The sequence below is a fragment of the Amycolatopsis sp. WAC 01375 genome, from assembly GCF_003947325.1.
Lineage (GTDB): Bacteria > Actinomycetota > Actinomycetes > Mycobacteriales > Pseudonocardiaceae > Amycolatopsis.
The window spans coordinates 1-13,753 of the sequence record NZ_QHHW01000040.1; the positions used below are offsets into that span (position 1 = coordinate 1).

General features: G+C 68.8%; 14 protein-coding genes. 6 read left to right on the forward strand and 8 right to left on the reverse strand.

Annotated features, from left to right (window positions below; genetic code table 11):
- Positions 1 to 796: 796 nt before the first annotated feature.
- On the reverse strand, positions 797 to 1,372 hold the full coding sequence (locus DL991_RS28335) for an ankyrin repeat domain-containing protein (RefSeq protein ID WP_125787407.1): 576 nt from the start codon (positions 1,370 to 1,372) through the stop codon (positions 797 to 799).
- Positions 1,373 to 1,539: 167 nt separating this feature from the next.
- Positions 1,540 to 2,085, reverse strand: a complete 546-nt coding sequence (locus DL991_RS28340; RefSeq protein WP_125787408.1) for a heme-binding protein — start codon at positions 2,083 to 2,085, stop codon at positions 1,540 to 1,542.
- Between the two features lie 185 nt (positions 2,086 to 2,270).
- On the opposite strand from DL991_RS28340, the gene DL991_RS28345 reads away from it, so the two are divergent.
- The 3 genes from DL991_RS28345 to DL991_RS28355 are packed head-to-tail and all read left to right on the forward strand — an operon-like array spanning position 2,271 to position 4,967.
- Positions 2,271 to 3,458, forward strand: a complete 1,188-nt coding sequence (locus DL991_RS28345) for a sensor histidine kinase (protein ID WP_125787409.1) — start codon at positions 2,271 to 2,273, stop codon at positions 3,456 to 3,458.
- Complete coding sequence (locus tag DL991_RS28350; protein ID WP_125787410.1) at positions 3,455 to 4,081, forward strand: response regulator transcription factor; 627 nt, start codon at positions 3,455 to 3,457, stop codon at positions 4,079 to 4,081. The genes DL991_RS28345 and DL991_RS28350 overlap by 4 nt, the downstream gene beginning before the upstream one ends.
- 10 nt (positions 4,082 to 4,091) lie before the next feature.
- Entirely contained in the window at positions 4,092 to 4,967 is an 876-nt protein-coding gene (locus DL991_RS28355) for an alpha/beta fold hydrolase (protein WP_125787411.1), read from the forward strand.
- A gap of 15 nt (positions 4,968 to 4,982) precedes the next feature.
- On the opposite strand, the gene ddaH is transcribed toward DL991_RS28355, so the two are convergent.
- From ddaH to DL991_RS28385, 6 genes are all read right to left on the reverse strand, one after another.
- Positions 4,983 to 5,783 carry a dimethylargininase gene (gene ddaH, locus DL991_RS28360; protein ID WP_125787412.1) on the reverse strand — a complete coding sequence of 267 codons (801 nt, stop codon included), beginning with the start codon at positions 5,781 to 5,783 and terminating at the stop codon, positions 4,983 to 4,985.
- A 22-nt stretch (positions 5,784 to 5,805) separates the two neighbouring features.
- Positions 5,806 to 6,468 carry a DUF6875 domain-containing protein gene (locus DL991_RS28365; protein WP_125787413.1) on the reverse strand — a complete coding sequence of 221 codons (663 nt, stop codon included), beginning with the start codon at positions 6,466 to 6,468 and terminating at the stop codon, positions 5,806 to 5,808.
- Complete coding sequence (locus DL991_RS28370; RefSeq protein ID WP_125787414.1) at positions 6,465 to 7,844, reverse strand: FAD-binding oxidoreductase; 1,380 nt, start codon at positions 7,842 to 7,844, stop codon at positions 6,465 to 6,467. Before DL991_RS28370 ends, DL991_RS28365 begins: the two co-directional genes overlap by 4 nt.
- Positions 7,844 to 8,167, reverse strand: a complete 324-nt coding sequence (locus DL991_RS28375) for a hypothetical protein (RefSeq protein WP_125787415.1) — start codon at positions 8,165 to 8,167, stop codon at positions 7,844 to 7,846. The genes DL991_RS28370 and DL991_RS28375 overlap by 1 nt, the downstream gene beginning before the upstream one ends.
- Complete coding sequence (locus DL991_RS28380) at positions 8,160 to 8,561, reverse strand: cupin domain-containing protein (RefSeq protein ID WP_199746583.1); 402 nt, start codon at positions 8,559 to 8,561, stop codon at positions 8,160 to 8,162. The genes DL991_RS28375 and DL991_RS28380 overlap by 8 nt, the downstream gene beginning before the upstream one ends.
- Positions 8,562 to 8,668: 107 nt before the next feature.
- Complete coding sequence (locus DL991_RS28385; RefSeq protein ID WP_233599043.1) at positions 8,669 to 9,307, reverse strand: response regulator transcription factor; 639 nt, start codon at positions 9,305 to 9,307, stop codon at positions 8,669 to 8,671.
- A gap of 606 nt (positions 9,308 to 9,913) precedes the next feature.
- Here DL991_RS28385 and DL991_RS28390 point away from each other — a divergent pair.
- From DL991_RS28390 to DL991_RS28400, 3 genes are read left to right on the forward strand one after another with little or no spacing between them, the layout of a single operon-like run.
- Positions 9,914 to 11,191: a SidA/IucD/PvdA family monooxygenase gene (locus tag DL991_RS28390; RefSeq protein ID WP_125787417.1), complete on the forward strand. Its 1,278-nt coding sequence runs from the start codon at positions 9,914 to 9,916 to the stop codon at positions 11,189 to 11,191.
- Positions 11,191 to 12,717 (forward strand): class I tRNA ligase family protein, encoded by a 1,527-nt coding sequence (locus DL991_RS28395; protein WP_125787418.1) that lies wholly within the window; start codon positions 11,191 to 11,193, stop codon positions 12,715 to 12,717. Before DL991_RS28390 ends, DL991_RS28395 begins: the two co-directional genes overlap by 1 nt.
- A complete protein-coding gene (locus DL991_RS28400) occupies positions 12,717 to 13,751 on the forward strand; it encodes an FAD-binding oxidoreductase (protein WP_125787419.1) in 1,035 nt (344 codons plus the stop codon). The genes DL991_RS28395 and DL991_RS28400 overlap by 1 nt, the downstream gene beginning before the upstream one ends.
- The last annotated feature ends 2 nt before the right edge of the window (positions 13,752 to 13,753 follow it).

Here is a 13,753-nt window from a genome sequence, read left to right on the forward strand (position 1 = left end):
AACACGCGAGTTCCGCCTTCAATCACGCGCGACGTCCATCGGCCTGGTGGTGACATCACCTCACGACCCGCCCGCCAACCCGCAGGTCAGACGTAGGCACACAAATGAAGGCCTCCTTCGCGACGCCTGAGGTCCCGAAAGTGGCTTTCGCGACACCTGGGTGCCCCACGGTCGCGAGCGAATACCCGCGACCCGACACCCTTGCGCTACCTCTCAATAGCCGTCCTTGCCACTTGCGCCCCCGGCAAAACCGTTCGTGTAGGCATCGACCAGACGTTTCACCACTCGCCGGTCTCCCTTGTGGACATTCAAGGCACGGCCGGCACCCACAGTCGGTCGAGAGCCACAGCACGAAGGCCTCCCGCCTACCTCGAAACCATCGAAGAAGCCTTCACCGGACGCTCAGCTACGCCATTTTGGCCTTACCCCTCAATAGCTGCCTTGGTGTGGTGACGCTGGGTGAGGGGTGTGTGGAAATGGGGACGTTGAGTGTCCCTATTTCCACACACCCCTTCACGACAGGACCCCCGACGGCCTGATCGGCCTGGCAGGGCGGGACCGTGTGGATTTCGGGACGTCAGATGCCCCGAAATCCACACGGTCAGGGGCCTGGCGCGGGCGGGTGCTCGGGCCCGGCTTTTTCGCGACACAGCCGTTTGGGTGCTCCGGGGCGGGCCGGTCGCTCCAGCGTCGCGCGCGGCGCTTCGGGGAACCGGGCGGGTTCCCAATGTCGCATCGGAGACGCTCAGTGTCTCTAGCGCGACATTGGGGCCCCCCGCCGCCGGCCGGACCGTGGTCAGTGGGCTCCCGCCTCTCGGAGGATCTCGGCGACGGTCGTCTGGCCCTTGGTCCTGGCGTGCGCGAGGGGAGTGACGCCCTGCTTGTCGGCGAGGTTCACGTCCGCTCCCGCGGCGACGAGTGCTCGGACCACTTCCTGGTGGCGCGGCCCGCTGTCGCCGAGGATGACCGCTTCCAGCAACGCGGTCCAGCCGAGGTCGTTCACCTGGTCGACGTCGATCCCGCTGCCCGCGACCAAGCGCACGTACTCGGCGTGCCCGCGTTCGGAGGCGGGGATCAGCGAGACGCCGCCGAATCGGTTGGTGATGGTCAGATCCGGCTTGGCCTCGAGCAGCACCTTCGCCATCGGGACGCTTCCGGTGACGCCGGTGACCAGCCACGGTGTGTCGTGCCGCTCGTCGAACGCGTCCGGGTCGGCGCCCGCTTTGACGAGGACTTCGGCGATCTCGACACGGTTCTCGGTGACGGCGACGAGCAACGGGGTCCGGCCGCGATCGTCCCGTGTCTCCAGGTCGGCGCCTGCGTCGACCGCCTGCCTGACGAGGTTCACGTCGGCTTCGAAGAGCTGACTCACGGGGACTCCTTGGCGCCGCGGCGTGGACGAAGAAGGCTGGGATGGAGAAGGCGTGGATGAGGCGGGCTGCGATGAAGCGGGGGGGGGGGGGGTGCTCGGTGCCTGGGGGGAGCAGGCACCGAGCACGAGGGCGGCGAGCAACGCCACGGCCGCCCGCTCACCGACCCTCAGCGAAGCTCCCCGATGGCGCGCAGGCCGGCCGTGGCGAACCGCTCGTCGAGGTCGCCGCTGGGCGCGCCGCCGACCCCGATCCCGGCGATCGGCGCGCCGTTCGCGGCGACCGGCACACCGCCGGCGAGGAAGAGCGTGCCGGGGATGTCGCGGATGGTCGGACCGTCGCCCTGTGCGTTCTTGGACAGCGCCGAGGTGGGCTGTCCGAAGGAGACCGCGGTGAAGGCCTTGCGCTTGGCGGACTCCTCCGTCTGCGGTCCGGCGCCATCGCCCTTGAGCAGGACGCGGACGTCACCCGAGCGGTCCAGCACGGCGACCGTGACCCGCTGCCCCTCCTTCTCTGCGGCGTCCAGCGCGGCCTGCGCGGCACGGGTGGCGGCGTCGATGCCGAGCACGCCGGTCTGCACGACGGCCTGCGCCGCGGGCGGCTGCGGCTTGCGGTCCTGTGCTTGCGCCGCACCGAGGCCGGTGGCGAGCGCGACGGTCGCGAGACCGGCCGTCATACCCAGGACGAGGCGAGTGCGGGGGAGCGTGGCGTTCATCGGATTTCCTTTGCCGTGAGGGGGTGTTCGTTCCCCTTCGACTTTCCCGGCTGGGCGGGCCGGGCGAATCGGGAGAGTGGATGTCGATCGGACGCCGTGTGATGGGTAGCGGCATCAACCGAACGATTGATGCGGGACACCCCGCCTCCCCGCATACGATCATCGGCGACGAAGGGAGGACCGAGTTGAAAGCGCATTTCGGGGCGGCCACGCGGCTGAACGCCGCCATGCACGCCGGGTTCTTCCTGCTGCTGGCCGCGTCGGTGGCCAGGTTCGTCGCGGCGCACGGGTCGAGCGGCGCCACACCGCTGATCCTCGCGCTCACCGGCGCGCTCGCGCTGGTCTACGCGGCCGGGGTGCTGAGCTGGGCCGTGCTCGACCGGTGGCGTCCGGCGTGGCTGGCCACGGTGATCGCGATCTGGCTCGCGCTGGTGGTGGCGGCGCCGAGTTTCGCCTGGTGCGCGGTGCCGTTGTTCTTCGTCGGCCTGCAGGTGCTGCGCCCGCGGATCGTGGTCGTGGTGGTCGTCCTGCTGACCGTCGCGACCATCCTCGCCCAGCTGAGGATCGCGACCGAATTCGACCCGAGCATCGTGCTCGCGCCCATCGCGGTCGCGCTGATGGCCACGATGACCTTCCTGCAACTCCACCGCGACCGGTTCCGGCTGGGGGAGGCCGTCAAACAACTCTTGGGTGCCAGGGTCGATCTGGCGCAGAGCCAGCGCCTGGCCGGGATGATGCACGAACGGGAGCGGCTGGCACGAGAGATCCACGACGCCCTCGCGCAGGGGCTCTCGAGTATGCGGATGCTGCTCCAGGCGGCGCAGCGGTCGTGGGACACGGACCCGGAACTGGCGAAGGGCTACGTGTCCCGCGCCGTCGACGCGGCGGGCGACACCCTCGGCGAGGCACGCCGGTTCGTCAAAGGCCTGGGGTCGCCGCGGCTCGACGCCACCGATCTCGGCGAGACCTTGAAAGACCTCGCCGAACAGATCGGGTTCGCCGCCATGCACGCGGTGCGCTTCGAGATCAGCGGAGACCCGTATCCGCTGGCACCACAGGTGGAGGCCGGCCTGCTCAGGGTCGCGCAGGGAGCACTCGCGAACGTGAGTGAACACGCGGGCGCGAGAGAAGCCGCCGTCACGCTGACCTACCTGGCCGACAAGGTCGTCCTCGACATCCGAGACGACGGTGTCGGCTTCGATCCGGCTTCCGCACGCGCGAGCGGAGACCGGGGGAACGGGCTGCGGATGATCAGTGAGCGGGTCGCCGAACTCGGTGGTGAGATGGTCGTCGAGAGCGCGCCGGGCGAGGGCACCGCGCTCGCCGTCGCCGTGCCCACCGTGTCCGCCATGCCTGCGGGGGAGGTCCCATGACGATCCGGGTGCTGATCGTCGACGACCATCCGGTGGTGCGGGCCGGGATCGCGGCCCTGCTCGCCGGGGAGCCCGGTTTCGACGTGATCGGCGAATGCGCGGGCGCCGACGAAGCAGTGCGGTTCGCCACTGCCGAGAAGCCGGACGTCGTGCTGATGGACCTGCAGCTCGGCGACGGCCCGGACGGGGTGGACGCCACCGAGCGCCTGACCGCCCTGGCGGATCCCCCGAAGGTGCTGGTGCTCACCACCTACGACGCCGAACTGGACATCACCAGGGCGGTGGCCGCCGGCGCCACCGGCTACCTGCTCAAGGCGGGACCGCCCGAGGATCTCTTCCGCGGCATCCACGCCGCCGCACGCGGCGAAACCGCCATGGCACCCCAGGTGGCGGCCCGGCTCTTCGGGCACATGCGGGCCCCGGCACCCGCGCTGAGCCCACGTGAGACCGAGATCGTGCAGCTGGTGGCGGAAGGATTGACCAACCGGCAGATCGCCGCGCGCCTGTTCATCTCCGAAGCAACCGTGAAGACACATCTGGTCCACATCTACGACAAACTCGGCGTCGACAGCCGTGCCGGTGCGGTGGCCGTCGCCACGGAACGGAGGATCATCCGCAACTGAAGGAGCACCCATGTTCCAGCCGCAGTTCGTGGACGTCGACGACGTCACGCTCCACCTCCAGGCCGGCGGTCCCGAAACCGGTCCGGCGGCGCTGTTCCTCCATGGCTGGCCCGACCTCTGGTTCACGTTCGAGCCGCAGATGACCGCGCTCGCCGAGCGGGGTTACCGGGTACTCGCGCCGGATCAGCGAGGCTACGGCCTGTCGTCCAAACCCGGTCTGGTCGCCGACTACCGGATGCCCGAGCTGGTCAAGGACATCGTGTTGCTCATCGAACGGCAGCGGACGGAGCCGGTGCACCTGGTCGGGCACGACTGGGGTGGGGCGGTGGCCTGGATGGTGGCGATCGAACGACCCGACCTGGTCCGGTCGCTGACCATCGTCAACTGCCCGCATCCGCATGTCTTCGCCGAGGCACTGATCCGCAAACCCGCCCAGCTGCTGCGGAGCTGGTACATGGTGGCGTTCCAGATCCCCGGCCTCGCCGAGACGGTCCTCGGTGCCCGTGACGGCGCGGTTCTCGCGGCGATGCTGAAACACGGCGCCCGGCTGAGCGACGCCGACGTCGACCGGCACCGCGCCGCCTGGCGCCGGTCAGGGGCGATCCAGCGGCCCTTGTTCTGGTACCGCGCGCTGTTCCGGACGATCTCGACGTCCGGCCGCGCCGCGCGCGCCGAACTCGACCGGCCGGTCCACGTGCCGACCCAGATCATCTGGGGACGACGGGACGGCGCGTTCAGCACGCGTCTCGTCGAACCCAGTGCGGCCTTGTGCGACGAATCCGAAGTGCACTGGCTCGACGCGAGGCACTGGCCGCACCACGAAGAACCCGAGCGTGTCACCGAGTTGCTGGAAACCTGGTTCGCCAGGCACGCGGACCGGACCTGATCCGGCCGGAGTTCCTCATGGGGCGGCGGGGCGGAGTTCCAGCGTGCAGCATTTGACACTCCCGCCGCCTTTGAGCAGCTCCGAAAGATCGGCGCCGATCGGTTCGAAGCCGCGCTCGCGCAGCTGGGCGATCAGTCCCGTCGCGGCCTGCGGCAGGATGACGTGCCGCCCGTCGGAGACCGCGTTCAGGCCGAACGCCGCGGCGTCGGCGGCCGAAGCGGTGATGGCGTCCGGGTACAGCTCTTCGAGCCGCTGCCTGCTTTCTTCGGTGAAGGCCTGCGGGAAGTACATGATCAGGTCGTCGTCCAGGACGGTCAGGGCGGTGTCCAGATGGTAGTAACGCGGGTCGGTCAAGGTCAGCCCCACCACCGGCACCCCGAAGAACTCGGCGCCCTCGTCGTGTGCGCGGCGGTCGGTGCGGAAACCCGAACCCGCCAGGATCCGGGAGCCCGCGACGAGGAAGTCGCCTTCGCCCTCGTTGTGCCACCGGGCCTGCCGCACATCGCGGTAACCGTGCTCGGTGAACCAGTTCAGGTACGCAGCGGATTCCCGGCGACGGTGCCGGTGGTGGAAGTGCGCGACCAGCACCTTGCCGTTCACCACGGTGGCACCGTTGGCCGCGTACACCATGTCCGGCAGACCCGGCACCGGATCGAGCAGGTCCACCCGGTGGCCCAGTTCGACGTAAAGGTCGCGCAGCCATTCCCACTGGGTGATCGCGAGCCGGGCGTCGGTGGGTTTGCCGGGATCCATCCACGGGTTGATCGAGTACTCGACGTCGAAGTACGCCGGCCGGACCATGAGGTAGTGCCGCATAAGTGTTTTCCCCCGGGGGTGATCAGGCTGTCTGCAAGGATTTCTTGGTGCCCACCAGCCTGCTGACCAGCTGGTCGCGGATGCGGGGCGGGATGTCCGGGGCGAACCGCCGGAGGTAGCTTTCGGCGTGCACCGCGTCGTCCATCAGGAACGGCAGGTCGAAGACGACCAGTTTCCGGATGGCCAGCAACGGCACCGGCGCGCGCAGCGCCTTGAACTTCTCGTTCCACAGGCCGGGCTGTTCGCAGACCGGATGGAACTGCCCGATCATCAGGCCGTCGTTGACGAACTTGTCCTTCGCCTCACGCTGCAGATCGTCCAGCCCTGTCGCGTCCTGATAGTCCAGTTGCGGCAGCACGAGGAGGATCGTCAGCAGTTCCCGGTCCGCGGGCGAGGTCCTGACGGAAAGCCTTTCATACCAAGAACGCAGGCTCTCGATCGCGTCGCGGACGTCGGTCTCGCCATTCGTGGTGGTCAGCGCCGCCAGATGGAATAGTCCTTTGTGGATCGATGGTTGCGTGTACGGGCACACCGGTCCGTTCCGGCCCAGTTCCGGATGCGGCGACACCAGGTAGCGGCCCGCCCAGGCCAGGATCTCCTGGGCGTAGGGCCGATGCTCCGCCGGCATCGCGCCGTTCTCGACCTCGGCCGCCGTCCAGATGAGGACCTTGTCGTCGCCGATCATGATCCGATGCTTTGCGAGAAGGTGAAGACGCCGTCGGGGTCGACCCGATCCTTGATCGCCTTCAGTCGTGGGTAGTTGACGCCGTAATAGGCGGTGCGCCAGTCTTCGAGATCCGGGTCGATGAAGTTCTGGAAGGCGCCGTCGGACACATACGGCGACAACGCGTCGGCCAGTTCCGCCAGCCAGCGGAGGTTGGCGTCGACCACGGCGGGCTCGTCGTTCTCGGCCCACGAAGTGTCCATGGACAGCAAGAAGAGCGCGTTCCGGTGGGCGAACGCGGTCTCCGTCGCGCCCACGCGGTTGATCGCGCCACCCCAGGAGAACAGGGCCGCGCCACCGCCGTCCGGGTTGCCGCTGGGGGGCAGGCGGTCGACGAACGACAGCATCGTGGCGATCGCCTCGTCGGGCAGTGGCTCGGTGACGATGTTGGTCCGTACCGAGAACGCGCCCTCCGCGGTCTCGTGCAGAAGGTCGTCCTTGGCCTCCCAGAAGGTCCGGTCCGCGAGATCCATGCGGATCGGCCGGGCGACGGACAGCACGGGGTCGAGGATCTCCCGCAACTCCTCGGCCGTGCCGAGATGCTGCCCGATGGCGGACACGACGGCGTCCGACTCGCCAGACTTGCTGACGCCGATCCGGACCGCGAATTCGTCCGGCGCCCGCCGCGCGACCTCCTGCAACACCGAAAAGACCTTCGGCGCGTCGGCGCGGTCCCACAGCAGCAGGTAGCTGGCGCAGTCCGCCACCGGCCTCGCCTGGAAGGTGAAGGACACGTTGATCCCGAAGTTCCCGCCGCCGCCACCGCGGCAGGCCCAGAACAGGTCGGCGTTGTCGTCCGCGTCGCACCGCAGAACCCGCCCGTCCGCGGTCGCCACCGTGGTCGCCACGAGCGCGTCCGCGGTCAGCCCGAACGCGCGGGAGGTGGCCCCGCACCCGCCACCGAGGGTGAGTCCTGCGATACCGACGGAGGCTCCGTTGCCCAGCGCGAATGCCATTTCGTACGGCTGGATGGCGGCGTAGACGTCCGCCATCCGCGCGCCGCCCGCGACCGTCACGAGCCCTGTCGACCCGTCGGCGGTCACGGTGTTCATCGGGGAAAGGTCGATGACCAGGCCGGTGTTGACCGAATGGCCCGCGTAACTGTGCCCGCCACAACGGGCGACGACGTCGACGCCGGTGTCGCGCGCCCATTCGATGGCGGTTCGTACGTCGGCGGTGTTCGTCACGGAGACGACACCGCGTGGGGTGATTTCCGCGAACCGTTTGTTGAACGGCACGCTGGCGTCGCGGAACCCGGACTCTCCGGGGCGCCGCACGCGGCCTGCCACGGCGTGGTCGAGGCGTCGCCAGTCCGCGTCGGATGGGCTGCGGAACACTAGCTCACCTCGTCGAGGTAGGAGACGCCGGTGGCGGCGTGCGGGCCGTAGCGCTCCCACACCTCACGCAGGCGGAGGTGGCCGTCTTCGGTCATCTCCGGCGTGTTCACCGTGTGCCCGCAGATCACCTCACCGGTGGCGAGCACGAGGGTGTATCCCAGGTGCAGGGCCCCGTTCTCCCGCTGGGCGCCGGTGATCGACCCTCGCCGCACCTCGCCCCCGGCGAACTCGGACCAGACGACGTCGCCTTCTTGCCGGTACACGGCGATCGCTTCGGCGTCGCCGCCCGCTTTGCGGAATTTCCGCCCGTCGTAATCAATCATGGGACTCGGCCCGGGAGATCTCGTGGGAGACGAACTCGTCCGACATCGACCGGTCCCACCAGATCGCGTAGTAGGAGAAGTCCTCGTCGTGATCGTTGACGAGGTTGTGTTCGATCCCCGGTTTCAGGAATACGAGGTCGCCGGCCACGAACTCGTGCCGCTTCTCGCCGGCGATCACCGCGGCCTTTCCGGTCATTCCGATGAAGATCTCGTGCTCGTGGTGGGCGTGGGACACCGATACGTCACCGGGGCGAAGGACACACCAAGCCCCTCGAAACGGTGCTGTCAAACCGTTCCATGGATAAAGCAGCTTCATCTCCAAGCCGTAGGCCCGCGTCAGGTTCTCGTGTTCCAGCCTGCGGATGTCCACGACGGCGAGGTCTTGGTCAGTCACATCCCACTCCGATCAGCATGCTTTCCTTCTCCGGCGTTCGGTGCTGATCGAGGCTATGTTCGGCCGTCTTCCCGGAGATAGGGGAACTATTCCCGATTACCGGTGAATCAGCCGCGGCCGAGACCCGCGTCCCGCGCCAGCACGATCGCCTGTGCCCGGTCGGCCACTCCGAGTTTGCCGAAGACCGCGGAAACACGATTGCTGATGGTCTTCTGCGCAAGCGCCAGTTCGCGGGCGATGGCGCCGTTCGATTTTCCCGCGGCGACGCGGTCGAGCACTTCCCGTTCTCTGGTCGTCAGCTGGGGAAAGGGGTACGGCTCCGGGCCGCCCGCCGACCGCATCAAGGCGCTGAACCGGCAGGCGATCGCCTTGCCGACGATCGCCTCGCCCGCGGCCACGACCTGAACGCCGCGGACGACCTGGTCCAGATCGGTGCCCTTGATCAGATATCCGCGCGCGCCCGCCTGGAGCGCCGATCTGATGGCGGAGTCGTCGTCGGCCGTGCTCAGCACCAGGATCCGGGTGTCCGGTGCGACGCGGGACACCCGGCTCACCACGTCGATGGCCGCGGCCTCGCCGAGCTGAGGGTCGACGACCAGTACGTCCGGCCGGTGCCGGAAGGTTTCCGCGATCGTGGCGTTCGCCGTGGCCGCTTCACCGATGACGACGATGCCGTCGACGAGTTCGAGCGCGGAGCGGACCCGGTAGCGAACGGCCGGTTGGCTGTCGGCGAGGAATACCGTCACCCATTCGGTGTCGGTATTTTCTTCACCCCTGTTTTGTTCGGGCAACAGGCGCGCGGTGCGCCGCTGGTCATGGAGTTCCGCCGGCCACAAACGGGCGGTGTTACCGACACTGACGTGATTGTTCATCATTTTCCCCTATGCCTGCCGCTACTGAGCCTGCCTGATCGGCTCCGTTCGGTGAAGTGCGATGAAGGTGCCTGCTCGACCGTGCCGGGGATGGGGCTCGCCGGCCGCGAGAAGAGTCTATGCACTAGGTATCGAACGGATCCATACGACCGTTATGGACAATTGATCGCAATCAATTTTTTCGCTGGTGTGGACCTGGTCGGTCAAGAGGGAAGAAGCGGCGTGCTTTCGGTACTCGGCCGAATGCGGCAACGTGCCGCTACCTTATGGGGCAGACGGCGGAGCCTCTTGGGGTAGCGGAGAGGCCGGCCAGGTGGTCTCCCGGAAAAGGGGGAATTTATCCCTATCGCCGGGCGGTCTTTTGTGCAGAAGCGGATGACCTTGCCGAGATTCCCGGTTCGGCGGGAAAAGCGACCCTGTCGCCGGGGAAATGTCGATCCTTAGTGTCGGCAACCTATTCTGGACGAACGGGGTGTATCTGTGACTGAAATACAGGTGGGTTTGCTGGCGATCGGTGCCGGACCGGCGAACCTGGCGCTCGCGGTGGCCATCGAGGAGTCCGGGAATCCGGAGCTCGCCGAGCAGACGCTGCTGCTGGAGCAGAGCCCGGACATCAAATGGCAACGCGATCTGCTGATGCCGTGGGCACGCAGCCAGGTCTCCTTCCTCAAGGATCTGGTGACCCTGCGCAACCCGCGCAGCAAGTTCTCGTTCCTCAACTTCCTGTACCAGGAGAATCGGCTCGACGAGTTCGTCAACCTGGGCACCTTCCACCCGTTCCGCTGGGAGTTCTCCGACTACCTGCAGTGGGTCGCGAAGTCGCTGGACAAGGTCCGCATCCGGTACGACGCCAGGGTCCAGCGCATCGAACCCGTACGCGGCACCGACGGATCGATCACCGGCTGGACCGCGACGCTCGCCGGAGGGGACACGATCCACTGCCGCGATCTCGTCGTGGGCGGCGGCCGGGACGCGAACGTGCCGGACGTCTTCGCCGACCTTCCGGCCGACCGGATCATCCACAGTGCCCAGTACCGGCGCCGGATCGCGGAGCTGCCGCCGGACGCCCCGCTGCGCGCCGTCGTGGTGGGCGGGGCGCAGAGCGCGGCCGAGATGTTCATGGCACTGCACGACAATCTGCCCAACAGCACCCGCACCATGATCGTGCGTTCGATCGGCCCGCAGAACTACCAGACCAGCAAATTCGTCAACGAGCTGTTCTTCCCGTCGTTCGTCGACCGCTTCTACGACAGCCCGGCCGACATCCGGGAGCAGATGCTGGACGAGATGCGCCTGACCAACTACGCCGGGGCGGCCCCGCCGTTCCTCGACCACATGTACACCACGCTCTACCAGCAGCGCGGTCTCGGCGTGCAGCGTTCGCACGTGCGCACCCTGACCGAGGTGGTCGGCGCCAGGATCGAAGACGACGAGATCGTCCTCGATCTGCGTGATCGGACCAGCGGCAAGGTCGAGGCGTTGCAGTGCGATCTGGTGCTCCTCGGCACCGGCTACGACCAGCGGATGCCCGCGATGGTGCGCGACCTGGCCGACAGCGTCGGCCTCGCGGAGATCTCGGTCAGCCGTTGCTACCGGGTCGATCTCGGCGATTCCGCTTGGGGCGCGGTGTATCTGCAGGGCGTCAACGAGGCGACGCACGGTATCGCCGACTCGCTGATCAGCGTGCTGGCCCATCGTTCCCGTGACATCGTCGGCGATCTGCTCGCGCGCCGCGGCGCCGAGTCGAGGACCGCCTGATGAACCGGCTGGTGGTGATCTCGCCGGCCCCGACGGCGAACGGCGATCTGCACCTCGGCCATCTCGCCGGACCGTTCCTTGCCGCCGACGTCTGCGCCCGGTACGCCCGCGCGACCGGCACGGAAGCCCTCTACGGCACCGGCATGCACTTCACCCAGAACTACATCGTCACCGCTGCCGCGCGGCTCGGCGTGGCACCGGAAGACCTGCGGGAACGCTCCGCGGAGCAGGTGCGGCAGACGTTGGCCGCGATGGGGATCGAGGTCGACGGGTTCGGCTGCATCGGTGACAGGTTCACCAAACTCGTCATGGACTTCTACGATCGCCTGCACGGGATGGGCAGGCTCGAGCTGCGGACCGTGCGTTTCCCGTTCCTGCCGAGCACCGGCGAGTACCTGATGGACGCCTACGTCAGCGGCGGCTGCCCGTTCTGCCTCGCCGACGGGTACGCCGGGATCTGCGAGAGCTGCGGGCTGCCGGTCGCCCCGGGTGACCTGATCGAGCCGCGTTCGACGCTGCGCCCGGACGAGCCGTTGGAGTACCGGGAGGCGGACATCCTCGTCTTCCCGGTGGAGCGGTACCGCGCGGAACTGGAGGCGTACTTCGCCCGGATCCCGATGCGGCCCGGGATGGCGCGGCTCATCGAGTCCGCGATGGCGGGGCCGCTGCCGGACTTCCCGATCACCCAGCCGACGTCGTGGGGTATCCCGGCGCCGTTCCCCGAGGTGCCAGGGCAGGTCATCTATCCGCATATGGAGGGCATGCCGTGGAGCATGTTCACCACCGCGCTGGCCGCCGAGAAACGCGGCGCGGTGCTGACCGCGGACGACGAGCTGTGGCGGGAGGACTCCGGTTCGACCGTGGTGTACTTCCTCGGCCTGGACGCGACGTACCCGTTCGCGGTCGTGGGCACGGCGATGCTCACCGCGCTCGGCGGCCATGTGCTGCCGGCGCAGTACGTCACCAACGAGTTCTACGAGCTGGCCAACGAGAAGTTCTCCACCAGCCGCGGACATGTGGTGTCCGGCCGCGAACTGGCCGCCGAGGTGCCGCGCGATCTCATCCGCTTCCATCTCTGCGCCACCAGCCCCGAATACCAGCGCACCGACTTCACCCACGAGGCGCTGCTCCGGGTCAGCGAGACCCGGTTGACCGGGCCGTGGAACCGGATTGCGGCGGTGGTCGACGAGTGGGTGGACCGTGGCCCGCTGCCCGTCTCCGCCGACGCGCGGCGGACGGCGAAGCGGATGACCGAGCGGTTCACCGACGGCTACGGGCTCGAGCGGTTCAGCCTGACCGCCGTCGCGTCGACGCTCGCCGAGCAGCTGGGACGGCTGGACCGGCTGGCCGCCGCGACGACCGCCGAGACCGCGGGCGACCTCTGCCACCAGGTGAACGTGTTCCTGCGCTGTGCCGCTCCGATCCTGATCGATCTCGCCGCGGCCGCGCTGCCCGACACGACGTTGCCAGGGCAGGTGGACGCGCGCACGGTCGTCGCCGAGAAGTTGCCGCGGCTGGCCGTCTGATGGCCTCGGTCGCCGTCGTCGGCGCGGGCGTGACCGGATTGGTGACCGCGATCGGCTGCGCGCGGGCGGGCCACCGCGTCACCGTGTTCGATCGCGGTCCCGTCCCGAATCCCGCGTCGGCGTCGTCCGACCAGCACCGCGCCCTGCGGGTGCTGCGTCCGGACGACGTCGACGGGACCCTGCGGATGGCCGAGGCCCGCCGTCGGTGGCTGGAGCTGGAATCGTTGCTGCGGACGGAGATCTTCCGGCCGGTCGGCGTGGTCACCGCGGGCGTCCCGGACGAGCTCGCGTCGATGTTCGACACGGCGAGCCGCGCCGGGCTGCCCGCGGTCGCCGTGTCGCCGGACGCCTTGGCGCCCGTGGTGTTCCCCGCCGGGACCGCCGGGGTGCTCGACGTGGGTGCCGGCGTGCTGCTGGCGGAACGGTTCCTGCGCGCGGCGGCCGAATGGCTCGCCGCGCATCCCGCGGTGACCTTGCGGCCGCGATGCGCCGTCGTCGATGTCGACGAGCATCGGGTGTCCGCGGCCGACGGGACCGTGGTGGACGCGGATCTCGTGCTGGTCGCGGCGGGACCGGGGAACACCGAACTGGTCGAGCGGCCCGTCACGCTGTACCGGCAGACCATGGTCTACCTGCGGCCGCCGCGGGAGCTGGCTGGCTGGTGGACGTCGGCCCCCGGCGTCGGCCGGATCGGTGCGGCCCGCACGGCCTGGCTCCTGCCACCCGGCGGGGGCACCCTGCTCAAGATCAGTTCGGACGCGGTGTGCCGGGAGGTCGCGGCCACCACGGAGCGGGAACGCGGACCGTGGGCGGATCGGCTGCTCGCCGAGCCGATCCTCGCCGGCGCCGCGGACTACGCCGTCGTCGCCGTGCGGGACTGCCACTACGCGGCCGATCCCGTCGGCGGCGGCCCGATGCTCGTCCGGATCCGCCCGTCGGTGTGGGCCCGTCCCGCCTGCGGTGGCACCGGATTCGCCACCGCGCCGCTCGTCGCCGAGGAGATCCTCGGCGCTGTCATGGAGGTCAAGGCTTGAAC